The organism is Pantoea sp. JV6, assembly GCF_025910055.1.
GTDB classification, from domain to species: Bacteria; Pseudomonadota; Gammaproteobacteria; order Enterobacterales; family Enterobacteriaceae; genus Pantoea; species Pantoea agglomerans.
Genome location: NZ_JAPCIM010000003.1, coordinates 467,904 through 494,477 on the forward strand (window position 1 = coordinate 467,904; position 26,574 = coordinate 494,477).

26 protein-coding genes and 2 pseudogenes are annotated in these 26,574 nt (G+C 50.1%); 14 read left to right on the top strand and 14 right to left on the bottom strand.

The window, feature by feature from the left end:
- Positions 1-319 precede the first annotated feature (319 nt).
- A complete protein-coding gene (locus OK412_RS06285) occupies positions 320-1,744 on the top strand; it encodes an alpha,alpha-trehalose-phosphate synthase (UDP-forming) (RefSeq protein ID WP_264352876.1) in 1,425 nt (474 codons plus the stop codon).
- Between the two features lie 99 nt (positions 1,745-1,843).
- On the opposite strand, the gene bla is transcribed toward OK412_RS06285, so the two are convergent.
- Positions 1,844-2,683, bottom strand: a complete 840-nt coding sequence (gene bla, locus OK412_RS06290) for a class A beta-lactamase (RefSeq protein WP_413629115.1) — start codon at positions 2,681-2,683, stop codon at positions 1,844-1,846.
- Between the two features lie 198 nt (positions 2,684-2,881).
- Between bla and OK412_RS06295 the strand changes: the two genes are divergently transcribed.
- Complete coding sequence (locus tag OK412_RS06295) at positions 2,882-3,751, top strand: LysR substrate-binding domain-containing protein (protein WP_010670421.1); 870 nt, start codon at positions 2,882-2,884, stop codon at positions 3,749-3,751.
- A 5-nt stretch (positions 3,752-3,756) separates the two neighbouring features.
- Here the strand turns inward: OK412_RS06295 and OK412_RS06300 are convergent, their stop codons facing one another.
- Positions 3,757-4,683: a LysR family transcriptional regulator gene (locus OK412_RS06300; protein WP_264352877.1), complete on the bottom strand. Its 927-nt coding sequence runs from the start codon at positions 4,681-4,683 to the stop codon at positions 3,757-3,759.
- 81 nt (positions 4,684-4,764) lie between these two features.
- Here OK412_RS06300 and OK412_RS06305 point away from each other — a divergent pair, with 81 nt between their 5' ends.
- The 3 genes from OK412_RS06305 (at position 4,765) to OK412_RS06315 (ending at position 7,344) form a co-directional block, all read left to right on the top strand.
- Positions 4,765-5,718, top strand: a complete 954-nt coding sequence (locus tag OK412_RS06305) for an MBL fold metallo-hydrolase (protein ID WP_264352878.1) — start codon at positions 4,765-4,767, stop codon at positions 5,716-5,718.
- Positions 5,719-5,956: 238 nt separating this feature from the next.
- Positions 5,957-6,370: a cytochrome P450 gene (locus OK412_RS06310; protein ID WP_220477908.1), complete on the top strand. Its 414-nt coding sequence runs from the start codon at positions 5,957-5,959 to the stop codon at positions 6,368-6,370.
- A 329-nt stretch (positions 6,371-6,699) separates the two neighbouring features.
- On the top strand, positions 6,700-7,344 hold the full coding sequence (locus OK412_RS06315) for a hypothetical protein (protein ID WP_264352879.1): 645 nt from the start codon (positions 6,700-6,702) through the stop codon (positions 7,342-7,344).
- 106 nt (positions 7,345-7,450) lie between these two features.
- On the opposite strand, the gene OK412_RS06320 is transcribed toward OK412_RS06315, so the two are convergent.
- Positions 7,451-8,659, bottom strand: a complete 1,209-nt coding sequence (locus OK412_RS06320) for an MFS transporter (protein WP_264352880.1) — start codon at positions 8,657-8,659, stop codon at positions 7,451-7,453.
- Between the two features lie 175 nt (positions 8,660-8,834).
- Between OK412_RS06320 and OK412_RS06325 the strand changes: the two genes are divergently transcribed.
- Both OK412_RS06325 and OK412_RS06330 read left to right on the top strand, forming a co-directional pair.
- Positions 8,835-9,455: a TetR/AcrR family transcriptional regulator gene (locus OK412_RS06325; protein ID WP_022624385.1), complete on the top strand. Its 621-nt coding sequence runs from the start codon at positions 8,835-8,837 to the stop codon at positions 9,453-9,455.
- A 271-nt stretch (positions 9,456-9,726) separates the two neighbouring features.
- Positions 9,727-9,831 carry a hypothetical protein gene (locus OK412_RS06330; protein ID WP_228312790.1) on the top strand — a complete coding sequence of 35 codons (105 nt, stop codon included), beginning with the start codon at positions 9,727-9,729 and terminating at the stop codon, positions 9,829-9,831.
- Positions 9,832-9,992: 161 nt separating this feature from the next.
- On the opposite strand, the gene OK412_RS06335 is transcribed toward OK412_RS06330, so the two are convergent.
- The gene (locus OK412_RS06335; protein ID WP_022624384.1) at positions 9,993-10,919 is read right to left on the bottom strand and encodes a LysR family transcriptional regulator; all 927 of its coding nucleotides are present in this window, start codon (positions 10,917-10,919) and stop codon (positions 9,993-9,995) included.
- 192 nt (positions 10,920-11,111) lie between these two features.
- Between OK412_RS06335 and OK412_RS06340 the strand changes: the two genes are divergently transcribed.
- The 3 genes from OK412_RS06340 to OK412_RS06345 all read left to right on the top strand — a co-directional run bounded on the left by OK412_RS06340 (position 11,112) and on the right by OK412_RS06345 (position 14,101).
- On the top strand, positions 11,112-12,275 hold the full coding sequence (locus OK412_RS06340) for a mandelate racemase/muconate lactonizing enzyme family protein (RefSeq protein WP_264352881.1): 1,164 nt from the start codon (positions 11,112-11,114) through the stop codon (positions 12,273-12,275).
- Between the two features lie 483 nt (positions 12,276-12,758).
- Entirely contained in the window at positions 12,759-13,280 is a 522-nt protein-coding gene (locus OK412_RS23515; protein ID WP_413629114.1) for an MFS transporter, read from the top strand.
- Complete coding sequence (locus tag OK412_RS06345) at positions 13,253-14,101, top strand: MFS transporter (protein WP_413629116.1); 849 nt, start codon at positions 13,253-13,255, stop codon at positions 14,099-14,101. The genes OK412_RS23515 and OK412_RS06345 overlap by 28 nt, the downstream gene beginning before the upstream one ends.
- Before the next feature lie 163 nt (positions 14,102-14,264).
- On the opposite strand, the gene OK412_RS06350 is transcribed toward OK412_RS06345, so the two are convergent.
- Positions 14,265-14,612: a hypothetical protein gene (locus tag OK412_RS06350; protein WP_031591685.1), complete on the bottom strand. Its 348-nt coding sequence runs from the start codon at positions 14,610-14,612 to the stop codon at positions 14,265-14,267.
- A gap of 441 nt (positions 14,613-15,053) precedes the next feature.
- Here OK412_RS06350 and OK412_RS06355 point away from each other — a divergent pair.
- A pseudogene (locus tag OK412_RS06355) lies at positions 15,054-15,242 on the top strand (LysR substrate-binding domain-containing protein); the annotation flags it as partial.
- A gap of 288 nt (positions 15,243-15,530) precedes the next feature.
- Here OK412_RS06355 and OK412_RS06360 read toward each other — a convergent pair.
- Together OK412_RS06360 and OK412_RS06365 are read right to left on the bottom strand one after the other, a co-directional pair.
- Positions 15,531-16,133, bottom strand: coding sequence for a glutathione S-transferase (locus OK412_RS06360; protein ID WP_264352882.1), 603 nt, complete (start codon positions 16,131-16,133; stop codon positions 15,531-15,533).
- Positions 16,134-16,137: 4 nt separating this feature from the next.
- Positions 16,138-16,989: an alpha/beta fold hydrolase gene (locus OK412_RS06365; protein WP_264352883.1), complete on the bottom strand. Its 852-nt coding sequence runs from the start codon at positions 16,987-16,989 to the stop codon at positions 16,138-16,140.
- 101 nt (positions 16,990-17,090) lie between these two features.
- Between OK412_RS06365 and OK412_RS06370 the strand changes: the two genes are divergently transcribed.
- The gene (locus OK412_RS06370; RefSeq protein ID WP_264352884.1) at positions 17,091-17,954 is read left to right on the top strand and encodes a LysR family transcriptional regulator; all 864 of its coding nucleotides are present in this window, start codon (positions 17,091-17,093) and stop codon (positions 17,952-17,954) included.
- Positions 17,955-18,133: 179 nt separating this feature from the next.
- On the opposite strand, the gene OK412_RS06375 is transcribed toward OK412_RS06370, so the two are convergent.
- The gene (locus OK412_RS06375; RefSeq protein WP_052270730.1) at positions 18,134-18,922 is read right to left on the bottom strand and encodes an AraC family transcriptional regulator; all 789 of its coding nucleotides are present in this window, start codon (positions 18,920-18,922) and stop codon (positions 18,134-18,136) included.
- Positions 18,923-19,037: 115 nt separating this feature from the next.
- Between OK412_RS06375 and OK412_RS06380 the strand changes: the two genes are divergently transcribed.
- Positions 19,038-19,994: a DMT family transporter gene (locus OK412_RS06380; RefSeq protein WP_052270729.1), complete on the top strand. Its 957-nt coding sequence runs from the start codon at positions 19,038-19,040 to the stop codon at positions 19,992-19,994.
- A 625-nt stretch (positions 19,995-20,619) separates the two neighbouring features.
- Here OK412_RS06380 and OK412_RS06385 read toward each other — a convergent pair.
- The 6 genes and pseudogenes from OK412_RS06385 to OK412_RS06410 all read right to left on the bottom strand — a co-directional run bounded on the left by OK412_RS06385 (position 20,620) and on the right by OK412_RS06410 (position 24,724).
- Positions 20,620-20,904: a hypothetical protein gene (locus OK412_RS06385; protein WP_052270728.1), complete on the bottom strand. Its 285-nt coding sequence runs from the start codon at positions 20,902-20,904 to the stop codon at positions 20,620-20,622.
- 127 nt (positions 20,905-21,031) lie between these two features.
- The gene (gene norW / locus OK412_RS06390) at positions 21,032-22,177 is read right to left on the bottom strand and encodes an NADH:flavorubredoxin reductase NorW (RefSeq protein WP_052270727.1); all 1,146 of its coding nucleotides are present in this window, start codon (positions 22,175-22,177) and stop codon (positions 21,032-21,034) included.
- Positions 22,178-22,181: 4 nt separating this feature from the next.
- Positions 22,182-23,651: an anaerobic nitric oxide reductase flavorubredoxin gene (norV, locus tag OK412_RS06395; protein WP_264352885.1), complete on the bottom strand. Its 1,470-nt coding sequence runs from the start codon at positions 23,649-23,651 to the stop codon at positions 22,182-22,184.
- 199 nt (positions 23,652-23,850) lie between these two features.
- Positions 23,851-24,212: pseudogene (locus OK412_RS06400) on the bottom strand (DUF1971 domain-containing protein).
- Complete coding sequence (locus tag OK412_RS06405) at positions 24,193-24,459, bottom strand: YdcY family protein (RefSeq protein ID WP_264352886.1); 267 nt, start codon at positions 24,457-24,459, stop codon at positions 24,193-24,195. The pseudogene OK412_RS06400 and the gene OK412_RS06405 overlap by 20 nt, the downstream one beginning before the upstream one ends.
- Positions 24,460-24,463: 4 nt before the next feature.
- Entirely contained in the window at positions 24,464-24,724 is a 261-nt protein-coding gene (locus OK412_RS06410; protein ID WP_245114979.1) for a hypothetical protein, read from the bottom strand.
- Positions 24,725-24,875: 151 nt separating this feature from the next.
- Between OK412_RS06410 and norR the strand changes: the two genes are divergently transcribed.
- Positions 24,876-26,396 (top strand): nitric oxide reductase transcriptional regulator NorR, encoded by a 1,521-nt coding sequence (norR, locus tag OK412_RS06415; RefSeq protein ID WP_264352887.1) that lies wholly within the window; start codon positions 24,876-24,878, stop codon positions 26,394-26,396.
- Positions 26,397-26,574 lie beyond the last annotated feature (178 nt).

The window sequence follows — 26,574 nt, forward strand, 5'->3', positions numbered from 1 at the left end:
ACTCACTGACTTTTTGCGCCATCGCTGCCCGCTAATGCTATATCGGGCGCGTGATTTGCAGCGTTTTTACACTTCATCAGACTCTTTTTACGCCTTTTTTACAGGCCGTTCGGTTTAATTAACGGCACCGGGCATTTACGTGACAACGTTACACGATGGCGGTCACAACCCGATTTTGCAAAAAGCGTCTGCAGGCATTAAGTGGACAGGGTGCACATTCATGAGTGGTTTTCTCCAGTTTATTCTCCGACCTCCTATTAATAGCGGCTCGCTGCCAGGCACTGGTGCCTCTCCGCAGCGGGTTCTTAAGGAATACAGCATGTCAGGCCTTATTCTTGTTTCGCATAATCAATGTCAACGTTCGACGCTTACTGCAATTTATGACGGCATCCTTTCCCGTCAGGGAGGCGTCTGGATTAGCTGGGATGGTGAAAGCAGGGTGATGCCTCCGGATGCGTCAAGACCCTACGCCTTGCAGCAGATGGGTCAGTATGAAACCGTGACCTTCCCGTATACGCCTGGCGAGCTTAATGAGGGGTACCACAATTATATTCACAAAGGGCTCTGGCCTGTTTTTCATCAGCGTCCGGACATGGCTCGTTTTTCCGCCAGCGGCTATCAGGAATATAAAAACATCAATAAAGCCTATGCGCGCGCCATCTGCGAAAACGCCGCACCCGACGATGTTATCTGGATTCAGGATTACCATCTGCTAGGCTGTGCCACCTATATCCGTGAAGAAGGATTGACCAACTTAGTGGGTATTTTTCTGCATCAGCCTTTCCCCGCTGGCAGAATGTTTGAAACCATACCCGAATGGCGCTGGTTCACTGACTCTCTGTTATGTTGTGATCTGATTGGCTTTCAGACCGTGCAGGATATGAATAACTTCCTGGTCTGGCTGGAGAGCGAATTCCGTATAGAACGGCTGGAGGCGCAAAGCTTTCGTGTTCATGGCCGGATTATCAGGGTGGGTGTGTTTCCTGTCGGAATTGACCTTGACGATGTCCAGTCTCTGCGTGATAGCAACAGCTGTGCTTACATGGAGATGCAGTGCCGCGAAAGCCTGCCCGAAAATACCGTGCTAAGCGGCGGCCATCTTGATGAGAGTTCAGGTCTGCCTTACCGAATCAGCACCCTGGAGGTGCTGCTGCGAAAACATGATTGCTACCAGAAAAATATCACGCTGTTGCAGCTGGCGCCTCCTGCAGCCGGACACGCACATGATGCGTCAGAACTCGGTCACGCTCTGGAAGCACTGTGTGGGGAGCTTAATGGCGTGCATGGCACAATGAACTGGTATCCGGTGAACTATCTGACTCATGGCTACAGCCGCGAAGAGCAGGCTGGCATCTATCGTGCCTCACGCGTTGCGCTGGTGACGCCGTTGATGGCAGGCATGAGCCTGATGGCCAAAATGTATATCGCCTTACAGGACCCGAAAAATCCCGGGGTGCTTATCCTCTCGCAGTTTGCCGGTGCAGCCGGGCAGATGGAGGGTGCCATCATCGTCAATCCTTATGATCCTGATGCAATGGCCAGTGCGGTACATCGCGCATTGCAGATGCCGTTACACGAACGGCGGTCTCTGCATGCCCGTCTTATGAAGGGACTGCATATGCACGACAGCCATCACTGGGCTGAGTCGTTTTTGCGCATGCTGAACGCTGAGCCAGCAGCCCCGGAAGCCTTGCCGTCGCCTGCCTTTTTTCCGCACCTGAGCAGTAGCCGGGCGAGGTACTGAGTTTTTGAGTTGAAGTGGTATTTCGCTGGTGCGCGGGTTAGCGGGGCGAAAGCCAGATAATCGGCCCACTCTGAGCCGATTATCTGAAGCTGAAGCTAATTATTTACTGATTGCGTCCACAACTAGTTTTGCCGCACTGGCCAGTACGTCTTTGCGCGCGACCGCGTCTTTGTCCTTCTGGGTGAAGTAGGTCGTCAGGATGATGGGTGCCTGATCCTTCGGCCAGATGACGGCAATATCATTAGTTGTGCCATAGTCACCACTGCCGGTTTTATCAGCCACTATCCAGTCAGCCGGCAGGCCTGCTTTAATACTGTTTGCACCTGTTGTATTGCCCTTCATCCATTCTGACAGTTTGGCTCGCTGCTCTCCTTTGAGGGCGGTGCCGAGAACAAGCTTATTAAGCGTGTCAGCCATCGCTGAAGGAGTCGTAGTGTCACGCACATCATCCGGGATTGCTGTATTGAGTTCTGGTTCCTTTCTGTCCAGGCGAAAAGCCTTATCGCCGATTGTTCGGGCAAAATGCGTAGCCTGTTGCGGGCCACCCAGATACGCAAGTAATTTATTCATCGCGGCATTATCGCTGTATTGCAACGCCGCAGCACTCAGTTCAGCAACAGTCATTGATGAGCCGATATGTTTCTGGGTGATGGGATTATAATTAACCATGTCGCTTTTATTTATATGAATTTTCTTATCAAGCAAACTATGGTCACTTTCATTTTTCTTTAATATCGATGCTACTGCCATTACTTTACTTGTGCTGCACAGCGGGAATCTTTCATTGCCCCGCCATGAATATTCAGAACCATCGGATGTGTCAACGACCGTAACGCCGAGTCTGCCACCAGATTTATTTTCCAGTGTCTCAAACTGGCTCTTTAGCGTTAGCTGGTCAAAAGCAGCATGGGCTGACACTGAACAACCTGTTGCGGCCATCAGTAACATGCCGGTCAGGCTTCCTTTAAAGTTTATCATCTTGCATTACCTTATTCTGGCATTAGTAAAATCATGGGGTCTTTTAAGTCACGCAGAAAAAATGCATCCCTTAAATTATTTGCCCCAAAATAAATCAATTTCCTTGTAAGAAAAAACGGTATAAATTGATGCCAGTCATAAGTTTTTCTGGGGGCTGATTTGAAAAGTGATATCCCACTCAATGCGCTGCGTGCATTTGAAGCATCTGCCCGCCACCTCAACTTTACCAGGGCAGGCATGGAACTCTTTGTCTCTCAGGCTGCGGTCAGTCAGCAGGTCAGGCTGCTGGAAGAGAAATTAGGGGTGATTTTGTTCAAAAGGCTTTCCCGGGGCCTGGAGTTGACCGATGAGGCGCGGTTGCTATTCTCAAAAATTTCAGAAGAATTTCATCGTATTGAGAAGGCTTATCGTCAGTTTGAAGGAGGTAAAGTCAGGGAGGCACTGACGATATCCTGTGTGGGCACCTTTGCGCTGGGCTGGCTTTTACCAAAAATTGAAGATTTTCAGCAGAGACATCCCGCTATCGAACTGAGTATTCAGACGAACAACAATGTCGTAAGCATTGCCGGAGAGGGAGTGGATTTTGCTATAAGATACGGTTCGGGTAAATGGGCGTCATCGCATAACCAGCTATTGCTGGATGCGCCGCTGACCCTGTTATGCCGGCCTGAAACGGCGAAGAGACTGACAAAACCTGGTGATATATCCGGCGAGACGTTATTACGTTCTTACCGTCTTGAAGAGTGGGATAACTGGTTTGCTGCGGCGGGTATTTCCCCATTCAGAATTAATGGACCTGTATTCGATTCTTCACGCCTTATTATTGATGCTGTGATGATCACTGGCGGCCTGGCACTGGCACCTGATGTCATGTTTCAAACGGAAATAAAGCAAGGTTTGCTCGCCAGACCATTTAATATTTATTCTGGTCATGATGGGTACTGGTTAACTTGGCAGAGAGCCAGAAAGATGACCCAGTCGATGGAAATATTTCGCGAATGGATTATTGAGCAAATAATTAGGCCGTAATTTATTCAGGTTCGTTCTGTCATCACGCTACGCAGTTCTTCCCTGAGCCAGCGCAGTGACAAATCGTTATCAAGCCGTTTATGCCAGAGCAGTGACAGGGCTATTTCCGGTGTTTCAATGGGTACCGGGCTACAGCATAAGCCGTAATGCGTCACCCACTCATCCGACAGCCCAGCGGGAACGGTGGCTAACGCGGGTGCGCGCGCCAGCAGCGGAGGCAGAGAGGAAAAATGCGGCGTCACGTAGCGAATCGAACGGGCCTTTCCTGATGCCGCAAGCTGGTCATCGATGGCGCTCCAGTTCGCCCCGCGATAGGAAACCAGCAGATGATCATGCGCCACATAATCCTCCAGCGTCAGCGGTGCATGCAACGAAAGCTGTTCCGGGTGCCACAACGTACAAAAGTTGTGTGACACAATTTTCTCGCGCTGGAGCGTGGCGGGTGTGCTCTCGCCAACCGAAATGGCAAGATCGATCTCTCCGCGCGCGACCAGCTCCGCATCCCGGAAGGGATCGCTGGCCGTAACCTGAAGCGTCACGCCGGGAGCGGTGCGTGTGATGCGCGCATACAGTCCCGGCATCAGCCAGCGTTCAACCCAGTCGCTCATCCCCATCCGAAAAACATGTGTCGCCTCAGAAGGCGTGAAGGATGCTGGCTGAAACAATACGTTCTGCATCTGTGCCATTAACGGGCCCAGCTCAGCGATCAGCGCTTCAGCACGCGGGGTAGGCTCCATGCCTTTCGCCGTGCGCACAAACAGTGGATCGCTGAACATTAGCCGCAATCGGGCCAGTGCATTACTGACTGCTGGCTGACCCAGATGCAGCTTTTCTGCCGCACGCGACACGCTGCCTTCCCGCTTCAGAACCAACAACACCGTCAGTAAATTCAGGTCGATTCGATGAAAATCATTTTCTCTGATAGTGAGCATCAGTTTAATCAATTTGAGTGATACAGGTTGCGTAATGATACTGCCCACCACGTTGTGATGAAACTTTCTGGAGAGATATTTATGAAAATTTTACTGATGCTGGTGGCGTCTCTTATCGCGTTCAGTCCGGTCTATGCTGCCGAACAGACCTCTGTACGGGATCAGCAAGCTCCGGGTTATTACCGGATGACATTGGGGAAATTACGCATTACCGCGGTTTCCGACGGCACGGTAACCGTTCCCCTGAATAAATTACTGACTAACATTTCGCCTGAAAAACTAAACCATGCAATGGCCAGAGATTCGATGACGCCGCAGGCCGAAACATCAATCAATGCCTTCGTTATCGATGATGGTAAAAAGCGCATTTTAATCGACACCGGGGCCGGTGAGCTTTTTGGACACAATGGCGGACATCTGCTGACTAATCTGGCCGCCGCTGGCTATCCGGCAGAGTCGATCGATGCCGTACTCTTAACCCATATTCATGCCGATCATTCAGGCGGTGTTTCACGCGCGGGCAAGCCTGCTTTTCCAAAGGCCGAAGTGTTCGTGGATAAACGGGATGTCGATTTCTGGCTTAATCCGGCTAACGTCAGCAGGGTAGAGACCAGTCAGGCCCATACCTTTGCAGAATCTGAACGGACTCTTCGCCCAGTCATCAATGCTGGCCTGCTTAAAACGTTTATGGCACCAGCCACATTAACGGGGGGAATCCGTGCAGAGTCGACAGCTGGGCACACGCCGGGTAGCGTACTTTATCGCGTAGAGAGTGAAGGTCAGACCCTGGTGCTGTGGGGAGATATCATCCATGCCAAAGCGGTGCAATTGCCCGATCCTGAAGTGGCCATCCATTTTGATGTCAATCAGAAGCAGGCTATCACTACACGTGAAAGGGTACTGAAACAGGCTGCAGATAAGGGCTACTGGGTGGCAGCGGCGCATATCGCCTTCCCTGGCCTGGGCCATGTGCAGCATGAAGGTAACGCTTATCGCTGGGTGCCCGCTAATTACAACACGCAGCTTGGGCAGTAGGTTTTTAACTAAAAAACGTAATAATATCAGGGAGAAATATTTTGCTGTGAGTTAACAGGCGGCGCTTCAATATCAACAAATTGAATAATGTCTGTTAGTTTAGAGGCATCTCTGTAAGAGGGGCCAGAGCGTTGCCGTAAAGATTAGTAGTCAATGAGGTTATGGGGCTGATAAAGTCGACAGCATTATGCCACTCATTGTCGCTGCGCTCTGAGCCATTTCTCAATTCAACCTGAAGTTGAATACAGTCAATGTTCGGGATATCGTTGTAGAAGCTTCTCGCTTATACAGTCCCGTTCTTTCTGTAGGTAGAGTAATAGCTCAGGACCTGATTTTCCGAGGCCAGAACCTTAAAGAAGGTGACAGAGTCATGTTTTACACGGCACTGGCTAACTTCGATGAAAAAGTCTTCGATAACCCATTCCGTTTTATTGCGGAGCGAAAAGAAAAGCCACTATCATTCGGCACGGGCATGCATATGTGTATTGGTATGGGCATAGCGCTCAGCTTTGCTTCGTCGTTTATTGCCCACATAAACTCACATTACATGCTCAGGGACGTTAGCATAATCGAATTTGCAGAGGGTGTGTCTGCACCAGGTGCTTCAGATTTTAATATTGGAATAGACTTCTATGAACTGGCTGAAAATTAAAGATTTCCGCACGTTACTTGCTTCTCTTTTCATCTCGAAGTTGGGCGATCATGTATATGAGGTCGTTTTTGTTTTTATTGTGCTCGAGAACACGCATAATAATTATCTTCTTGCCGGCTGCGTCTATTTTTTTTCGTTTTATTCCTTTTCTATTTTTCGGCTCCGCTGGTGGCTGGATGGCAGACAATTGGCGCATCAACTGTTCAGTTATACTCTCATTGGCAGACAAGCCCTGGGTGCTGATGTTCAATACATTAACGTATGCAATTTAAATTGTTATACTTTGTATGTTTTCAGAAAATTCACAGAATAAAACGTCGGCGTTCAGATTGAAACAAGTATATCAGGAGAATCTATCCTGCATTAAAAGTTTATTTCAGGAAGCTCCTGGCTTATTTATTGCTATTTTTGGTTCATCTGTTTGTATTCTCTTTACCGGATCATTACTTCGTTTTATTATCCCCGCTGTAGCTGTCAGTCAGGGGAATGGGGAGATATTTACCAGCTGGATATTTTCTCTAATGGCTGCAGGCACAATTACCGGGGGTCTCATTTACGGACGGTTTGCCATAAATATTTCACCATTGAATGTTATGCGCAATTGGTTCTTTTACGGAATTTTACTGGTTTTAATGTCATTTATTGCCCTCTATTCGCTCGAGGCTCTGCTGCCGGTAGCATTCGTCCTTGGTATGAGTGGTGCATTCGTTGATATTTTTCTGGTGACACTCATACAGTCCTGGTCTTTTGCAGAGAACACAGGCAAGACATTCGGCACGTTTTCTACCCTGGCTAATACTGCTGAAGCACTTTCTGGTCTCCTTTCCGGACTGGCCGCCGCTGCGAGTCTGATGGTTGCTTTTGCAGGCATGAGTTCACTCATCGTACTCACTGGCATTATCTCAATGGCTTGTCTTCCAGACAAAAAACAAAAGAATATTTCGGGAAGCAACGAATCCGATAGTTCTGTTTAAAGAGTGCCCAAATGGACGACTTAAATAACTGAGGTCTCTTTTAGATATCCAAAGCAGGCGGTTGGTGCCAAAACGGGGCGTCCGTTCCGGACGTCCCTGGAAGTTACTATTTTACTAAAGGTTCTCTTGCACCGGGCCTGAAAGCATGCTTTTTCGCGCACCAGGCGATAATCAACGCAACAGCCATAAAGATCAGTAGCGCCCATGGGAAAGATACCGCACCGGCATTATTGAGAAGCAGACCACCAATGACGCCGCCGCTTGCGATAGCCAGATTCCAGGCAGTTGTCACCATTGCCTGAACGACATCGACATGATTGCCTGCCGCATCAGCGGCAGCCGTCTGCATCTGAGTTGACGCGCCGCCAAACGACCATCCCCATACGATGACGGCCAGAAAGACCACAATCTGTTCCCGCATGCCTGCGGCGAGTGCCACAGAAACCGCCGCCAGTGCCGCCAGACTGAGCAGAACCAGATTGCGCAGATGGCGATCCACCAGCATCCCGGTTATCCAGATGCCAATAAGTGCCGCAATGCCAAAAATCAGCAGGATAAGCCCGACATTTCCGGTCAGCCCCGACAACTGCAGGAACGGTCCGATGAATGTATAAAGAATATTGTGTGCCGTCATCCATAGAAAGATAACCGCCAGAACAGGTCTGACTCCGGGCATCTGGAAAACTTGCCATACCGGTAGTCGGCGGTCGGCCTGCTGTCCCGGCAGGTCAGGAACCGCCACCCATGTCCAGATGAACAGAATGACTGCCAATGCTGCCATGATACCAAAGGGGACTCTCCATCCCATCGTGCTGCCAAGCCATGCGCCAGCCGGGGTTCCAAGGGACAGGGCAACCGGTATTCCAACCATAGCAATAGCGAGAGCGCGGCCCTGCATTTCAGCAGGAACGAGGCGGCGGGCATAGCCCGCCAGAATTCCCCATGCAAGTCCTGCAGCCACACCCGACATGAATCGGGCTGCCATCGTCAGCCAGTAACTGAACGAAAGGGTGGTAATAGTGTTGAAAATCAGGAAGGTACCTACGGCGAGTAATAGTACCTTTTTACGACGCCAGCCACTGGTCAGAACCGTCAGAGGGATTGCCGCGAGTAGCGAACCCAGCGCATAAATGCTGACCAGCTGACCCGCCATCACCTGAGATACGTCAAGACCCATTCCAATTTCCGGAAGTAAACCCGCCGGAAGGGTCTCGGTCAGGATGGCAATAAAGCCTGTCATGGCAAATGCCAGCAGGGAAGCCATTGGCAGACCCCGTTGTGTTGTGGTCTCACTGAATACTGTATTGGCGTGCACGTTGGCCCCTTTTTTAGTTTGTAACGACTAAAAATTGCGAAACCCTCCGGATAACGGGTTTTACAATATATATATACCGATCGGTATATATCAGAAAGTATAGGGCACACTGAGGCTTGTCAAGTATATATGTATCGATTAGTATTTATATACGATAAGCGAAAAAGGAGCGGATATGGCTCAGATGGGACGCCCACGGACATTTGACCGGGAAGAGGCAATTCGTCAGGCGATGACCCTTTTCTGGCAGCATGGTTACGAGTCCACTTCGCTTGCCATGCTCAAGTCAAACCTCGGCAACGGCATCACCGCCCCAAGTTTTTACGCCGCGTTTGGTTCAAAAGAAGCGCTGTTTGAGGAGGTTGTCGATTGTTATATGACGACTTTTGGTCAGGTTAACGATTGCCTATGGGATGACACGCTTGAACCCCGTGACGCTATTGAACTGGCGTTGCGTCGTTCTGCAAAAATGCAGACAGAACAGGGGCATCCCAGTGGTTGCCTGATTGCGCTATCCGTTAATACTTGTTCGCCAGCGAACGAGCACATTCGTGAGATTCTGGCAGCGCAGCGCGATCGGACCAGGGCGGGATTTTTGCGATGTGTCACAAGAGCGAAAGAGGCGGGACTCCTGGCTTTCGATACCGACGTGCGCGCGCTGGCCACGACCCTTCACAGTTTTGAGATCGGCCTGTCGACTGAAGCCCGTGATGGCGCAACCGGCAATGAACTCGATTCGGCGGTATCAACCGCGATGAAAGCCTGGGATGCTAATGCACTGAACGTTGTTGAGTGACAGAGAACGGCGCTTAGTTTCAGCACGAAGCTTGTGCCTGTCAGAGAGCAACTGTGCGGAAGCGTAAAGTAAGCACGTCTCAATAAGTTAATGCCTGTTAGTGAGTATCAAACTTATTGCTGACACCAGACAATGGGTGTGAGACATCAAACGGGACTGCACGCGTTATGGCTTGCCGCCCGCGATCTCCGCACGCCGATGCTCGCTGAAGTGCTGGCGTTGACTGTCGCAGCCTATACTGTTTAACCCACTTGATTTAATACCCGATTTCATTCCCATCATCGGTTATCCCGATTACCTGCTTATAGTGCCTGGGACGTCTTACCCAGTCGATGTCATGCGTGAAAACCGGGAAACCGCAGCGCAAGCTAGTTAATCTCCGGTCGGTCGCATGAAGGCAAGCGGTGTTTATATTGATATGGGTAGTTTGTGCTACTCTGCTTGTCAGGCCACTTAGAGCGTCAGCTTGTGGTTCTGATGTGTTCTCGCTTTATTCATTTCAGATGTCGTCGCGATTAGCGCAAAATGGTTTTCCGCTCAGATTTGGCCATCTAAGAAAATTTCCCACAACGCTTCTACCGCCCGGGACATCCTCGCTGCGGGTCTGAACAGCCGGATCTCTATGGGTATCCAGAGTGCGCTCTCCTTATTAGCTGCAACGGCAATCGAGCCAGCATCAACATCCTGAGCTGCCAGTGTTTCCGGCAGCCATGCGATGCCGTCTCCGGCTTTGACCATGGCGAGTAAGGTGGCAGCAAGATCGGCCGTGAAAGCAATATCCATTCCGCGTCTGGCCCGGTTAACCTGTGAGGTATTAGACAGGATGCGGCCCAGGCCGGATTCAGCAGAATAGGAGAGGAAAGGAAACTTCTTACCGCCTGACGCATGGAATAGAGGCTCACGCGTTGTCGGATCGCATCGTGAATACGGCTGTAAAACTTCCTGTCCAAGCCGGACGCTGAGATATTTCGACTGATCGAGATGAATGTGCATATGAGGATGGTAATAAGAAAGCAGAAATTGCGCGTCACCTTTCTCAATCATGCGTTCGCAGGCACTTAATGAGTCTGATAACAGTCGAAAAGATCCGAAGCGGGCAATTTTTTCGTTGTTACGCATCAGTGCCGGAAAAAAAGAAAATGACAGGGCATGCGTGGCGGAAAAAATAACATCCGGCCGGGCCTCTCCTGCGGCCTCGATAGATTCACTCCTCAGGGTATAAAGCGCACGAATAAGTTCCGGCACCTGCCTGACGAAAACCTCTCCGGCGCGGGTCAGGCTGACGCCCCGACGATTTCTTTCAAAAATTGGCGTGCCAAGCCACTCTTCTAGCGAGACGATTCTGCGGCTGAATGCAGGCTGTGTCACATATCGTGAAGCTGCCGCACGGGAAAAATTGAGTGATTGCGCCAGCGCAATACAGTCTTCAAGCCAGGTTAACTCCAGGTGATGCCGATTTTGCATTACAGGCTGCCTCTTTGGCATTAGAACGGAACCCACGTACTGCTTAGGATAATAGCAGACAGAACAATCAGGTCCTTTAACACTACGCTACTTCATTGTGCCGATGAATGCCGATAAACAGATGGCATGACATAACTGATTGCGTAGGTATTTTAGTAAAACAGTCTTTGACTGAGAACTACCGGAGAGATCATGCGCATCCTTGATGTTGTAGAAATTACCAAACCCATTGCTTCCCCTATTCGTAACGCGTACATCGATTTCAGCAAGATGACGACAAGCCTGGTCGCCGTTGTGACAGATGTTGAAGTCGACGGGCGCCGTGTAGTGGGATACGGCTTTAACTCTAACGGCCGTTATGGCCAGGGTGGCCTCATCCGGGAACGCTTCCGTGACCGCATCCTGGAAGCCGATCCCGAAAGCCTGCTGAATGCCAAAGGTAACAACCTGGATCCGCATAAAGTCTGGGCTGTGATGATGAGCAACGAAAAGCCTGGTGGTCATGGCGAGCGTTCAGTTGCAGTGGGAACCCTGGACATGGCCATCTGGGATGCAACGGCAAAAATTACAAACAAGCCGCTGTTCCGCCTGCTGGCCGAAATGAAGGGCGTTGAGGCTAATCCGCGCGTCTTCGTTTATGCGGCTGGGGGTTACTACTATCCGGGTAAAGACCCTGGCGCACTGCGACAGGAAATGCGCGGCTACCTGAACCGCGGCTATAACGTTGTGAAAATGAAAATCGGTGGTGCCTCTCTGGACGAAGACCGCCGCCGTATTGAGGCCGTACTGGAAGAAATCGGCAGCGAAGCGCGCCTCGCCGTTGATGCTAATGGTCGCTTTGATCTGGAAACCGGTATTGCCTACGCAAAAATGCTGCGTGAATATCCGCTCTTTTGGTACGAAGAGGTTGGCGATCCGCTCGATTATTCTCTGCAGGCAGCCCTGTCGGAGTTCTATCCAGGCGCAATGGCAACGGGCGAAAACCTCTTTTCACATCAGGACGCGCGAAACCTGCTGCGGTATGGCGGTATGCGTCCGGATCGCGACTATCTGCAATTTGACTGCGCGCTCTCCTATGGGCTGGTTGAGTATCTGCGCACACTGGATGTGCTGGAGCAGTTTGGCTGGTCACCGTCACGCTGCATACCTCATGGCGGCCATCAGATGTCCCTGAATATCGCCGCCGGCCTCGGTCTGGGTGGTAACGAAAGCTATCCCGATCTTTTCCAGCCTTACGGCGGTTTCCCGGACTCGGTGAAAGTTGAAGATGGCCATATTATTATGCCGGAACTGCCGGGTATCGGATTCGAAGGCAAATCAGACCTCATTAAAGAAATGCGGGCGCTGGCTGAATAAGTTTCCGCTTACATTACGGCATGTTTAATGTCACTGCGCCCCTCGTTAAGTTGAGGGGTTGCGGGAAAATATCAATCTCTTAATTAACCTGACGCCTCAGCGAGAATAAGTTTATCTGAATCTGAGAGGAGAGGGCGTTATTGAACTGACAAACGGTAGCGTTATTAATAATTTCTGGTTGAAGAGCTGACTTTGATTTAAGCATAAACTCTGCCTGGGGGTATATCAGCCATCCGTTCAATTGTCGACATTCAGATAGTCTTGCTGGATTAAATATGCCCTGGGAGTTTTTATAAATATCAGGCATTTAGAGCCAGTCATGAATTCTGACGTCTTGCCTGTTTATCCGCGCCTTTTGCTCTCAGGCTGCTCATTTCTCCGTAACATCCTTCGGGTAATGAATAAAAAATTTTGACTGATATTTAAAAGAATCTGAAATCAGCATTTCCTCCCCCTGCCACAGTGTTAAATGAGGAAGTTATCATGAGTGAGAAAACTCTCAAGGGTAATGCGCTTATCGGAAATAAACGCTGGACAATCATATTACCTGCTGTATTCATCATGTATACCATTTCATTTTTTGATCGGGTGAATATAGGCATGGCGCTGCCCCATATAACAGCTGAAATGGGCCTGAGTCCTGTTAAAGCCGGCTGGCTTGGCGGCGCATTTGCCTGGGGTTACGTCGCCACGCAGTTTACCGCAGGATGGCTGGCTCTCCGTTTTGGATCACGGAAAATACCAGGCATCAGCCTGTTTCTGTTTGGGGCCTGCGCAATGCTTACCGGCCTGACGCGTAACTTCGGTGAACTGGTAGCGATCCGTTTCTTACTGGGCATCGCTGAAGGTCCAATTCAGGCCGCCACGGCCATGTTCCTGGCCCAGTGGTTTATGAAGCCTGAGCGGGGCCGGGCATTCGGAATCTGGAATCTTAGCTGGGTGCGGGCGCGTTTCTGGCCGGTCCGATATCTGGCTGGATCCTTGCACATCATAACTGGCGCCTGATGATGGTAATTGAAGGTGCACCGGCCTGGCTGTTCTGCATCATCTGGTTTTATCTGGTTCCTAAAAGTATTCAGGCCGCTAGCTGGCTGAGTGCCGAAGATCGGGATTATATCCAGAAAGACCTGGCCGCTGAGCAGTCAAACTACAGGAATGAGAAATCCGATCCCTGGTGGACCATTCTCAAAATACCGGCCCTCTGGCTGATGCTGATCGGCTACTCCCTGCATAGCATGCTCGCTTACGGTTTTACGCTCTGGCTGCCGACAGCTCTCAAAGGGTATGGCACGCTCAGTGAATTTATGGTTGGTCTCATCAGCGGGATGCCTTTCCTGATGACGATGCTGGGCATCTGGTATATCACCCGGCGTTCAGATAAGTACAACCAGGAGCGACGACTGCATGCCGCTATTCCCACCGTCCTCTGTGGTGTGGCATTACTGGCTGCCGCTTTTGTGCCGCTGTCATATTACTGGGCTCAGATAGGTTTGTTCATGTTTGTCGGCCTGACAATGAAGATGCTGGTGCCGCTGGTTTACGTCAGGCTGACTGAAATTCTCCCGACAAAGAAAGCGGTTCCTGCGGTGGCTTTTGTCGGCGCATGCAGCAACTTCATTGGACAGTCTGGCGGCCCCCTTGTTGCCGGATACCTCAAGCATCTGGGTGGCGGCACTGATATGACGCTGGCATGGGGTGTTCTGGGGCTGTTCTCAATTGTGGGTGGCGTGCTGTTTGCCCTTGCCGTGGGACGTGAGGAACGCATCCGGGACTTCAGCAAGGCATTCTCTGTTTCTTCACACAGAGCAGTATCAACACGTCAATAATAAAGCGGAATCTTCACACGGGCATCGGACGCCCGATCGGGCAGGATGCGCGGATCAGCATTAAGTACTCTTGTGCACCTGTGGAATTATCATGCTCATCCCCGGCGTGTATCTCTCTCAACACCTGACAGTTACAGCCCGTACTTTACGGGCTTCAGAATGCCTACAATCCCACCAGCGTGATATGTTTCTTTGTTGTCAGCGCCTTATATAACGCTTTTGCCAGAGTGCCTGGTTCCACACCTGATTGAGCGCCCTCGGAATCGGTCCAGAACGATTTGATGCGCAGTATAGTGTTGATACTCGTTACGCGTTCCATTTCCAGCACGGCCAGCACAGGATGGCGCATTTCGCCATGTTCCTCTGTCGCATCCGCCTGGATCACTGCGGCGCGGGATGCCTGACTGTCAAAGATAACGTGGCAGCGTACGCCGTTCAGGTTGAGTATGCCGATGACTTCATAAAGGCACTCAACAGCCTCTGCACTGTAGGATGCGGGCACAACAAACATAACAGATCCTTCTGAAGTGAAATTTAATGAGCAGCCAGCATAGGCGAACTGTAATCAGAGGAGAAGTTACTGTTTTTGAATGAAAAATGTAGAGTTCTAAGGTTACGATAACGCGCGTTATTTTCACTCCAGTTTTCGCTGGTACTATCAATAACTGACGTGTAACCCGATCATGGCGGTGGGGTGCGGATTTGACTTAAGGAAAGGCCAGCAGGTGGCAGGTTAATCGTTCCAGTGGGGAATGTATTTATCTATATGCGCAACGCGTTAGCTGTGTGTTTCAGCCACTTAACAGGATGAACATCAGATTAAGTTTAAGATTTTTCGCGCTCTTCAATCGCTCATTTCTCAATCCGGCCGTCACGTTTAACCGTAAGCCATCAGTATGACATCAGGTGCTGACTCATATATTGTTGTTATCCGTGTAGCAGACCAGTCAGTATGGGTATCAGCTATGTGCCCGATTTTGTCGTACGTGAATCTTTGGATTCGGGGCAACTGAAAGAGGTATTGCCCGGTTACTGTACCAGGCAGGGGTATTTCTCGGCACTCTGGCCGGCCAGCCGATATCTCTCATCGAGAATACGCTGCTTTATCGTTTTTATTACTGAGTCAGGCCTGTCTCTGTAATCCGTATCGGGAAGTTAATGCTTTCTGAAATCGTATGCACTTTTATGCTTAATTCAAAATCATAAACGTCCGTTTCTGGCATAGAGCAGAGCATTGCCCGTTATATGCAAAAAGCGGATGTTACGTTTATTTGCCTTTATTAGTTTATTAAGAGTTATTTATATTGTATGAAGATATTCAATTGGTGCTCATTGAGTCACCTTTTGCTATCGACTAATTCTAAAGCTATAAGTTCTTTATACATTAGGTAAGGCATCATTGGGCTCTTATATACAAAACCCATCCTCATTAAATCAAAGGCGTTGCCAGAAATTCCGGTCGCTGTTCGGCTAGCAATGTAAACCCGGCCAATTCCGGGTACAGCGCACGGCTGACAGTATCCGGCAGCATCAATTCTGTAAAACTCCAGGCCACTGCGATGCTGATACCGGCCACGGACAGCATGTCAGGATGACTTTCCCGCAGCCCGTTCTCCAGCGTCTGCCAGGCGCCATGTAATTGTTGAGTTACGCGATCCACCCAGGGCTGATGCTGTTTTTCTTCCGGCCTGAGACGCTGTTCGTACACAATCTGCACCGCTTTTTCGCAGGCTGCCAGGGCGAAGCCAGTAAGATGCAGATCCCGGCGTTCTTCCGCTCCGGACGCTGATTTAGGTGCAGGCGAATGACCGCAATATTTCTCAAGGTAATGAATAATTAGTGTGGAATCGATCAGCACCTGATTATCATCTGTGATAAGCGTTGGAACTTTAACGGCCGGGTTAATTTTCGTTAAGGCATCAAAATCGCCGAATACCGAAAGCGGGCGATGCTCGAATTGAATACCCAATACTTTCATGTAAATAGCAACCCGTCTGACATAGGGTGAATCCAGCATTCCGATCAGGATCATGGCTCTACCTCATATTATGTTGATTAACAAAATCAATTACCTGTGCGGCGACTGGCAAGGGGACATCTTCCATTAAAAAGTGTCCGGCCTGTTCAAAGATATGCAGCGTGGAAGAGACGATGTCGCGCTGCAAACGCCTTGCATACTCAACGGGTTGCCATTCATCTTCGGCGCCCCATAAAATCTGTACTGGCAGCCGGAGTTGCGGCAATTTTTCTGCAAAGTCACTGGTGTAACATTCATTATAGTGCGCAACCTGATGCTGATAAAATGAAGGCTGCCCTACCACACCACAAAGCGGTGCAAGATAATTTTCCAGCCGCTGCTCTGTCATAAGATGCTTATTAAAAACAGCCATCTTTAACTGGCGACTCATCGCGCGGTAATGCTCAGTGGCGGGAATCAGCGCATAATCCGCATAGTTATCCCGCATATCTCTCCATGTGGGCGAAGGCCAGGAATCGTAGCTGGGAATATCGGCAATCGTAAGCGTCTTCAGAAGGGATGGGTTGTCGAACGCCAGTCTGAGTGAAATGGCCCCGCCGATATCGTGACCAAAAAGATCTGTTTTTTCGAGCTGCCAGTGTTCAAGCAGTTTCAGCAGAAAACTGACTTGAGCGGTAACCGAGGTATCAGCCGTCAAAGGACGCTCTGATGCGCCAAACCCAGCCAGGTCATACAGATGAACGTGAAAACCCGCATCGACAAATACCGGCACCAGTGACTGCCAGATTATGGAGTGTGCGGGCGTGCCATGAACCAGCACCAGAGGTGTTCCTGAACCATGGACTCCGGTCGCAATGCGACAACCATTTATCAGAACGTCGTCATTCAGTAATGGGTTATTAGCGGGCATCGGCTTTCTCCGTTGTGTTTGTTTCAGTCAGGCTATCCGTTGACTGAATATGACACCAGTGACATTCTTTCCCGCTGTAATCCTACTTTTGTCATACAAAAATGAATAAACGACTCTCCGTTGACTCACTCAGAGTGTTCCGGACCGTACTGCAAACGGGCAATATGAGTAAGGCCGCATTACTCCTCAACCTGAGCCAGTCCGCTGTAAGCTGGAAGCTCAGACGGCTTGAGGATCAACTTCAATGCCAGCTACTAACGCGCATCGCCGGAAAAGCCGTTCCGACAGAAAAGGGCAGCGTTCTGCTGCAACATGCGGAAAAAATACTCACTGAACACGATCATGCCGTAGCCTATTTTTCGCCTTCGGCGCTGCGTGGCAAGCTGCGAATTGGGGTCACTGAACACATCTCAATGACTGAAATATGCGGGGTGATTTCAACCTTCACTCACCACCATCCAGAGGTGGATATACAACTGGTGGTGGAGCAAAGTCATCTCCTGCGTCAGCATTTTTCTGAAGGAAGTCTGGAGATCATTTTACATCAGGATTTCACGGGCACGGCATCGACGGAAGATAAGGTATTGTGGAGTGAAAAATTATACTGGTATGCAACGCCTGCCTGGCGACATGACTCGGATAAGAGCCTGAAGCTTATTACCTGGGGACCGGATTGCTATTATCGTAACCTGGCTGAGGAGAAACTTCGGCAGGCAAATATTCCATTTGCTGTGATGCTGGAGTGTCCTTCAGTAGCAGGTATGCTTGCGGCGATAACCACCGGGCTGGGGGTGGGAATACTCAATCAATGCAGTGTTGATAAAGCCATTTGTAATGTGCCTGAACTTGAGAAATTGATGCCTCTGCCGTCGGTTGATTGCCTGCTACGCCTGAATAAACACCGCGTTAATCCAGCAAGCGAAGCCTTCTGCGAGATGCTGACCAGGCTGATGCATAAAGATTGAAAGTGAATTGGCTGCAATTAGTTGATGAATACACCGCGTTGTAATAAATATCCGCGTCTGGCACTAAGCAGACAAACAACAAGGATGTTGCATCTGCTGTGAGCGCAAATAGAAGCCCCCATATCATTACATCACCCGAATCAGGATCCGCTATTTTCTCACAGGCAACAACGCTGCATTCAAAAGGAGGATCGTGAACATATCGCCTGTCCGGGTGTGATCCCCGTTTGCCTTTGAAACATGGCAATAAACGACGACGCGCTGTTATAGCCGACTTCGAAGGCTACACTTTCCACTTTTCCACCTTTTTCCAGCAGGTGCATGGCTTTTACCACACGCATCCGCTGACGCCACTCGTTCAGCGGCATACCCAGTGCCTCCTGACATTTCCGGTTAAGCGTTCTTATTGTCGTCCCTGATGAAGAAGCCAGTTCTGCCAGCGGCGTATCATCCGCCAGATTTTTTTCGAGTTTTTCCAGAATCCCCTTGAGCAGTGGATCATCAGTGTAGGGCAGAAAATTTTTATAGCGCTGTGCGCTTTTCAACTGGTCACGGAGCACGTCGAGGAGCCGATGGTTTTCCTCAGAAAGCGGCGACAGAAGAGGATGCAGCCGGAGATGTTCAAGCAGGGCAATCGTAAGAGGATTTACCTGCAGTGTGCAGGGCACTTCAGGCATGCCCAGGCAGAGTTCAGGCATCAGGTAAAGTGAACAGTGGGTAGCAGAGTAGCGGTTCAGCCCTTCATGTACGACGCCCGGCGGCAGCCAGATACCATAGTTAGCCGGGGCAGTGAGGTGATCGCCTTCCAGCCTGACTTCCATAACTCCGCTGAAGGAAAAGACAAACTCACCCCAGGGGTGCGAGTGCACGGGATAGGTAGCCCCGGCGGGCATGTCAGCTACCCTGAACCATGCCGGGCCGGGTAGTTCACGTGTGAAGGGGGGAGAAATAAGCTTTTTGTTTAGCATGACTGAACCCGATTGATTCCTGCATTTACCTGCTGTTTTACACTACAGGATGTCCTTTTCACACTATATGCTCTATCCACGTCACTGCCATACTGAATTTTTTCAGGAGGCAGAGATGACGTTCAGGCGAAAAAATGCGGATCTGCGCGCAAGCGCAATAATGACGGTGCTCTGCATCATATGGGGAGTACAGCAGGTCGCTATCAAAGGCGTGGCAGAAGAAATTTCGCCCGTGTTACAGGTAGCTCTCCGCTCTGGCATTGCCGCTCTGCTTGTGCTGGTCGTAATGACCTGCAAAAAAGAGTCGCTGCGTCAGTCCCGCCCTTATCTGATGGCTGGATGTGTGGTCGGGCTGCTGTTTGCACTGGAGTTCCTGTTTGTTGCTGAGGGGCTCCGCTATACCTCTGCCTCCCATATGGCGGTTTTTCTCTACACTGCGCCTGCCTTTGCCGCTGTCGGTCTGCAGCTTTTTCATCCTGATGAGCGGCTCATGCCTGCACAATGGGGAGGCATCGTTGTTGCGTTCATCGGCATTGCGGTGGCGTTCCTTTCCGGGAGCAGCAGCACCGGCGACACAGTGAGAATGCTGACCGGAGATGTGATGGGCCTGCTTGCTGGGCTGGCATGGGGAGCCACCACTGTCGTGGTGCGCTGTACTGCGCTGAGCCAGGCACCGGCAACGCATACACTGTTTTATCAGCTCACAGGTGCCTGCATTTTACTCTTTCTGTACGCACTGTTCAGCGGACAGCTTCATTTCAGGCCTGGAGTCACCGGAAGCCTGAGCCTGCTTTTCCAGATTTTTATTGTCGGGTTTGCCAGCTATCTGACCTGGTTCAGCCTGATGAAAACCTATCTGGCCTCACAGCTCGGCGTATTGTCGTTCATGACGCCGGTTTTCGGTGTCCTGGCGGGAATGCTGTTTCTCGACGAGCAGCCTCAGCCGGGCTTCATCTGGGGCACGCTGCTTATCCTGAGTGGAATCATTATTGTCAGCGGCTGGCCGTGGTTTATCACTAAGCTGGACCGGTCTGCTGCGCGTCGTCGTCGTTCAACAGGGAGAAATCCCTGAAAGTTCTAATCGTTTTTGCCCACCCGGAATCGCAGTCGTTTAACGGGGCTGTAAAGACAATTTTATGGCGTGGATGGCAGATAATACGTCGCAGGAAATCAGAGAGGCCTGTCTGGAAAAGTGGGCTACATGGCTGCGTTATATTGATCAGTAAGCGCCATTGTTTTTTCATCCGCGGGAAGATTACACCGACTAGCAGCGTCTGCGGCCGGGTATCGAGGCAAAGACAGGCTTTCAGTGGAATCCCCCGGCAGGCCAGACACATGACGCTGCTGCCGCTGCGTACACGAATAACCTGAAAAAATAAGGCAATCATGGTTGTTAACCACTGGAAAGTATTGTCTGTGGGTTCTCCAGAAGGGGATGCTGATTGAAGATTGACATCCCGCTTGGGTTTACGCGTTATCATATTTTTAATTTCTCTATGGGAGTCTGCGAAATACCCCTCCTTGTTAACTTCCGCTTCTGGCATTAACCGGAGCTTATAGAAAATACGGCCAGGGAATTAACATTCATGTTGTGGCGCTGTCTTTTTTCTTTATGGATAATAATGTTGCTCTTAAAATCATAGCGATGGTTCTGTAAAGAGCGCATGTGGACGCATCAGTATCATTTCTATTTTTTTCTATCCTTCAGCCACAACCTTTATGCCTTCTTCGGGTTCCCAGACATTCCACATCTCCCAAAATATTGTTGCAACGGCGTCCTTGAGCATTTCGGGCGGGAAAATTTTACTCTGCGAAAACGTCCCGATATTTGCACTGATTCGCCCATCATTGCCGCTTGTTCCAATATTCATTGCGAAGAAATCACAGTGCATTGATAACCAAATAATTCTGCCACAAGTGCAGGACGAGGGGTTATGAAGGGTAATATTAGTTACTGTCGGGGCTTCAGGCATATTCATCATGTCACATCCTTTGATATTGAGTTGAAAGCAAAGGCCGGAGAAAACCGGCCTGTTTGGTGTAAGCAAAATCGGCGATTTATTAAGCGAAAATAAATACGTCTCATCATCTGTTAATAAAATGCTTTGATTAAGATGTGCCCGGTAGCTTAATGTCCTTCAACATACTGAATGCAAGCTTCATATGATCTTCACTGACAACAAATGCCCGTAGTGCACCGTCTTCGTCACGGCCTTGAGCAATTATGCCTGCCGGGGATAGCGCCATTTCCCAATGATAAGCAGCATTCGCTGGATCGCCCGCCAGCTGAAGCGGCATATCCGGCGTTTTAATCTTGATCAACATGGCTGGTAGCATCAGTTTGGCGTTGTGGCCGGTAAGATTTTTAGCCAGCGTCATTGCCGCAAGGGCTGCTGGTTGCAGATAGGGCATCGGTTTCCCCTGTATTTCTGCACAATCACCCAGTGCATAGACATCGGCAACCGACGTGGCAAGAGTGTCATCAACTACAATCCCACGACGTGTCTTAATCCCACCACTCTTCGCCAGCGTAAGATTAGGGCGTAAGCCAATGGCACACACCACGGCGTCAAAGGTCTTTCTCTGTCCGTTACTGAAACTTGCCTCCAGTAAATCATTATGCCGGGAGACTTGAATGAGTTCCTGCCCGAACATAAATTCTACCCCGTTGTTCATTAAACGGTTTTGCAGCCGAGCACTGATTTCCGGTGGTAACAGCGTTGAAAGAAGGCTGTTACTTCGATCCATTACCGTTACTGCTTTACCAGCACGGTTAAAATCCATTGCGAGTTCTGTGCCGATTAGGCCACCGCCGACTATCAGTATTTGATGCGCATCAATAAGCGCTTTGTCATAGCGTCGGTATTCCTGCTGACTGTTCAGCGTGAAGATCAGATCACTGCCTTCTATCTCCGGTACGATAGCCTCGGCACCGGTGGCAAGTACCAGCTTGCCATAGATGTAATCGCCCGCGCTGGTGGTGATAATGTGTGCAGCCGTATCAATGCACGAAACTACGGTAAAAGGATGCAGCATGATGTTCTGGCTTTCCGCCCAGTCTGCTGCTGCTTGTCGAGTGAGTGCCTCAGCGCGATAACCCATACTGAAAACATGACTGAGTTCGGGCTTGTTATATTCATCACAGCTGTCGGCAGCAATGATGCGAATCGGCACATTTTTGTCCAGATGCCGGATGTTTTTGACCAGCTGGCGGGCGGCGAAACCTGAGCCAATCACCACAATGTCTGCTGACATAGACTCAGCCCTCGTAAGGTTCGAACACGGATTTACCCAGCGCGCATCCAGGACATAAGAAATCGTCTGGTACGGCTTCCCATGCGTTTCCTGGTGCGACATCCTGATTTGGTTCGCCCTCGGCCGGGTCGTAAACCCACTGACAAACCGTACAAATCATTTTCTGTCCGATGTTCTCACCCGCTTCTACTACGCCGACGCCATCCTGGTTTATGGGCACGGCGGCTGCCATAACCGCAGCGGCATTATTCGCTGCGACGACGGCTACTGGCAGCGGCATGAGCGCCCATTCACGGGCGATTTTGCGGCCATGCTCGCGGCACTCTTCCAGCGCGGAGAGGTCGGGACGCCACTTAGTTTTGAGCGCAATCGTCATATCAAAACCGGCATCCTGCAGGCGGGTGGCTACGCGATCCACCGCTCCGCCGGTCCAGCCATAAGAACCGAACGCGGAGGCGCGTTTATTGCGGAATTTCAGGCCGGTAATCTCTTCCAGCATGCCCGCCACCTTCGGCATCATCACATTGTTCATGGTGGAGGAACCGACCAGAATGCCCTTGGAACGGAAGCAGGAGGTAATGATTTCGTTTTTGTCGTGGGTGGAGACGTTGTAAACCTTCACGGCAACGCGAGGATCGGTTTCGCGGATGCCCTCGGCGATAGCATCCGCCATCATGCGGGTATTGTTAGACATGGTGTCGTAGAACAGAGTGATGCGATCTTCCTGGTAATCCGCAGCCCATTGCAGGTACAGCTCTATAATCTGCGTTGGATTATCGCGCCACACCACGCCATGCGAGGTCGCAATCATACTCACCGGCAAATTAAAGCCGAGTATCTCATTGATTTTTAGGGTAACCAGACGTGCAAAAGGCGTCAGAATGTTGGAAAAATAGCGCTGACATTGGTCAAACAGTTCGTGTTGGTCAACTTCATCGTTAAACAGATGTTCATCGCAATAATGCTGGCCGAAGGCGTCATTACTGAAGAGCACGGCGTCCCCGGTCATGTAAGTCATCATGCTGTCCGGCCAGTGCAACATTGGGGTTTCAACAAAAATCAGTTTTTTGCCGTTGCCGAGATCAAGCGAATCACCGGTTTTAACCACGTTAAAATTCCATTCAGGATGGTGGTGATGACCATTAATGGAATCGACACCATTAGCAGTGCAGTAAATCGGCGTGCCTGGGATCAGCGCCAGCAGTTCGGCGAGTGCGCCAGAATGGTCTTCTTCGGCATGGTTAATTACGATGGCATCGATTTTTTTCAGATCAATTTCTTCTGCCAGATTTTTAACAAAATCAGTGCGAAATTTCAGATCAACAGTATCGATCAGGACGTTCTTTGCTTCGCGAATAAGGTAGCTGTTATAGCTGGTGCCCCGCTGCATCTTGTACTCTTTGCCGTGAAAGTGCTCAACTTCCCAGTCACGTTTTCCAACCCAAAAAATATTGTTTTTTACAAGAATGTTCATTTGATGCCCTGTTAGCGTAAGTTGGTTTCACACCAGTTTTGCATCAAATGTGCCAGTTTTTAAGTTGCTGATATTTTTGTATTTACATTAATTTCATTGTTAAAATTACACTGGCATATTTTGTGCTAATGACATCGAATTGTTAAAATGACAATATATGTGACATAAAAAACCCGCCGCAGCGGGTCAGTGATATGGCTTATTTTGATGATTCCGGAATATGAACCTCGCGTTCAAATCCGTCGCCATCTAATGCAACGTCTGGGTCTGCAAAAAATTCAAGATTGAAATAAGTGTCATCTCTTAACAACTCAATGCGGTGCCAGTATTGCGGCGGGCTGATGCCAAACTGTCCGGCGATAATGGTGGTTTCATTTCGTGTTCTGTCTCGTGTTCACCAGAGAAACCAAAATATTTCACCGCACCGCACATAACTGAAAGCCTGCCATATACGCCTTTTTTCGTGTTGTGATGTGTCAAAAGCGCTTGCGGCACACTCTTTTTATCCCAGAAAGGTGTTGAGCGGGTATGTACAAAATGTTTAGGGATGATATGAGCCATGTTGGGCCTCCTGATAGCAGATGATGCCGCCCTGGGTAAGCCAGACGCGGCGTTGTTCGGCGAGCTCATCTTTCTCAGTGCTGTGTTTAAATACCGCAACGCGCAGACGCTGCTGTTGGGTAAAGCGCTCTTCGCGAGTGAGCTGATGGTCGTCGCTGAGTTCGCACAGCAGCACATTCATATCGTGGATGACATTGTTGCGAATGGCTTCATCAACTGTTTTGAGGACTTCATCTAAATGTTTCATAGTGTTATCCGACATAAGTGTTCAGCTGTTGCAACAGCAGCGCACCGGCAACGATAAGTGACAGTGGGGTGTAAGGGATATCTAAATCAACCCAGGCTTTACGTCCGGCATATTCGGTTTCAAAATGCAGGCGTTCTGGCGACGTTTGTCGGTAAGTGAACGCCAGCCCGCGGCCGCCGCTGCCAAATGTCGCCCAACGCAGGGCGTCAGCGGCTATTGCAATTTGTTGTGTGTTAAGCGCCTGGCTGCTTTGTTGCTCTGACATGGTCATACTCCTAAGCTACATTATCTAATCTGATAAGGCATATTCCATGCCATTACTTAACACGTTGATTTGCATCAAACAGGCAAAACGGGATTGTGCTAAATACAATGCGTTTAGTTGTCATTGAGACAATTCATGTGCAGGGGACAATATGACGCTTTCTGTTGAAACGCTGGCGGCGCTGGCTGTCGATATTCAAAATGGTGTGCACGGACGCGATCGGTTTATGCGGATGATTAACAGCATCCACGGCGCGCTAAACTGTGATGCGACCGCGCTGTTACGCTACGAGAATCAGCAGTTTCGTCCGCTGGCCACCGCGGGTCTGGCACCGGATGTGATGGGGCGGCGATTCAATCTTGATGTTCATCCACGGCTTGAGGCCATCGCGCGCGCTGGCGATGTGGTGCGCTTTCCCGCCGACAGCGATTTACCCGATCCCTATGATGGATTGATTCCCGATCAAGGTGATTTACACGTTCATGCCTGTGTCGGCATGCCACTTTTTATCGGACAAACGCTGATCGGTGCCCTGACGCTGGATGGCATTAATGCCACTCAGTTTGATGAATACAGCGATGAAGAGTTACGAGTGCTGGCGAGCCTGATGGCGGGCGCACTGAACAATGCCTTGCTGATGGAGCGTTTAGAAAAACCCGCCTCATCCTTTACACCGTCACCACACCGACCCGAAGAGAACGAAGAGGTGGAAATCATCGGTGATTCGGCGGCGTTAGCGCACCTCAAACAGCAGATTGGAGTGGTTGCTCCTTCTGATCTCAGCGTGCTGATCATGGGCGAAACCGGCACCGGTAAAGAGCTGATTGCTCAGGCTATTCACCAACAATCTCAGCGCGCAGCGCGGCCACTGGTATATTTGAACTGTGCAGCCCTGCCCGAAAGCGTGGCGGAGAGCGAGCTGTTTGGACATGTCAAAGGAGCGTTCACGGGTGCCATTCACGATCGGCCGGGCAAATTCGAGTTGGCGGACAAAGGTACGCTATTTCTTGACGAAATCGGAGAGCTGCCGCTTTCGCTGCAGGCCAAGCTTTTACGTGTGCTGCAGTACGGCGATCTGCAGCGGGTGGGCGAAGATAAGCCGCTTACCGTTGATGTGCGCATTATCGCCGCAACTAACCTCGATATGCGTAAGGCGGTGACCGATGGCAAATTCAGGGCTGATCTTTATCATCGCCTTAGCGTCTTTCCGCTGTTCGTCCCGTCGCTGAATGAGCGTCGGGACGATATCGTGCTGCTGGCGGGCTATTTCTGTGAAAAGTGTCGGGTTAAATTTGGTCTGTTAAGCGTTGCGCTAAGTTCTGGCTGCCGCACTATGCTGCAAGCCGCGAGCTGGCCAGGAAATGTGCGCGAGCTGGAACATGCCATATACCGCGCCGTGATTATCGCGCAGGCCGAATCACGCAACGGCGAAGTTATTCTGCTTCCGCAACATTTCCAACTGGAGAATAGCGGGGCTATTCATGCAGAACCGATCAAAACGTTGCTAGCAGCGCCAGTGATGAACCTCAGCGAGGCAACGCGAAAATTTCAGTACGATTACATCAAACAGGTCTATGAAAGCTGCGATCGGGTGTGGGCTAAGGCGGCTAGAAAGCTGGAATTAGATCCGGGTAATCTTCATCGGCTGGCAGTCAAACTGGGCCTGAAGTAAAAGGGCAGCATTAATCGAAAACAGGCCAGGAAATGCCTCCATTCTGTAGGGTAAAACGTTTAAATAGGTCAAAGAACATGTGACCTGCTTACCATTGATTCACACAGAATGTTGTTCGCAACTACTGCTTCTGGCACTAAGCGGACATTTTCCCCATCTTCAACTAATAACCTGAAAC

Excerpts from the sequence above, each read along its gene's own strand:
- norR (WP_264352887.1), top strand. The coding sequence starts at position 24,876 with ATGACGCTTTCTGTTGAAACGCTGGCGGCGCTGGCTGTCGATATTCAA.
- OK412_RS23515 (WP_413629114.1), top strand. The coding sequence starts at position 12,759 with ATGAGTGAGAAAACTCTCAAGGGTAATGCGCTTATCGGAAATAAACGC.
- OK412_RS06360 (WP_264352882.1), bottom strand. The coding sequence starts at position 16,133 with ATGATCCTGATCGGAATGCTGGATTCACCCTATGTCAGACGGGTTGCT.
- OK412_RS06380 (WP_052270729.1), top strand. The coding sequence starts at position 19,038 with ATGACGTTCAGGCGAAAAAATGCGGATCTGCGCGCAAGCGCAATAATG.
- OK412_RS06285 (WP_264352876.1), top strand. The coding sequence starts at position 320 with ATGTCAGGCCTTATTCTTGTTTCGCATAATCAATGTCAACGTTCGACG.
- OK412_RS06340 (WP_264352881.1), top strand. The coding sequence starts at position 11,112 with ATGCGCATCCTTGATGTTGTAGAAATTACCAAACCCATTGCTTCCCCT.
- OK412_RS06325 (WP_022624385.1), top strand. The coding sequence starts at position 8,835 with ATGGCTCAGATGGGACGCCCACGGACATTTGACCGGGAAGAGGCAATT.
- OK412_RS06305 (WP_264352878.1), top strand. The coding sequence starts at position 4,765 with ATGAAAATTTTACTGATGCTGGTGGCGTCTCTTATCGCGTTCAGTCCG.
- OK412_RS06300 (WP_264352877.1), bottom strand. The coding sequence starts at position 4,683 with ATGCTCACTATCAGAGAAAATGATTTTCATCGAATCGACCTGAATTTA.
- OK412_RS06405 (WP_264352886.1), bottom strand. The coding sequence starts at position 24,459 with ATGAAACATTTAGATGAAGTCCTCAAAACAGTTGATGAAGCCATTCGC.
- OK412_RS06335 (WP_022624384.1), bottom strand. The coding sequence starts at position 10,919 with ATGCAAAATCGGCATCACCTGGAGTTAACCTGGCTTGAAGACTGTATT.
- OK412_RS06375 (WP_052270730.1), bottom strand. The coding sequence starts at position 18,922 with ATGCTAAACAAAAAGCTTATTTCTCCCCCCTTCACACGTGAACTACCC.
- OK412_RS06365 (WP_264352883.1), bottom strand. The coding sequence starts at position 16,989 with ATGCCCGCTAATAACCCATTACTGAATGACGACGTTCTGATAAATGGT.
- OK412_RS06410 (WP_245114979.1), bottom strand. The coding sequence starts at position 24,724 with ATGTCAGAGCAACAAAGCAGCCAGGCGCTTAACACACAACAAATTGCA.
- norW (WP_052270727.1), bottom strand. The coding sequence starts at position 22,177 with ATGTCAGCAGACATTGTGGTGATTGGCTCAGGTTTCGCCGCCCGCCAG.
- norV (WP_264352885.1), bottom strand. The coding sequence starts at position 23,651 with ATGAACATTCTTGTAAAAAACAATATTTTTTGGGTTGGAAAACGTGAC.
- OK412_RS06385 (WP_052270728.1), bottom strand. The coding sequence starts at position 20,904 with ATGATGAATATGCCTGAAGCCCCGACAGTAACTAATATTACCCTTCAT.
- OK412_RS06370 (WP_264352884.1), top strand. The coding sequence starts at position 17,091 with ATGAATAAACGACTCTCCGTTGACTCACTCAGAGTGTTCCGGACCGTA.
- bla (WP_413629115.1), bottom strand. The coding sequence starts at position 2,683 with ATGGCCGCAACAGGTTGTTCAGTGTCAGCCCATGCTGCTTTTGACCAG.
- OK412_RS06350 (WP_031591685.1), bottom strand. The coding sequence starts at position 14,612 with ATGTTTGTTGTGCCCGCATCCTACAGTGCAGAGGCTGTTGAGTGCCTT.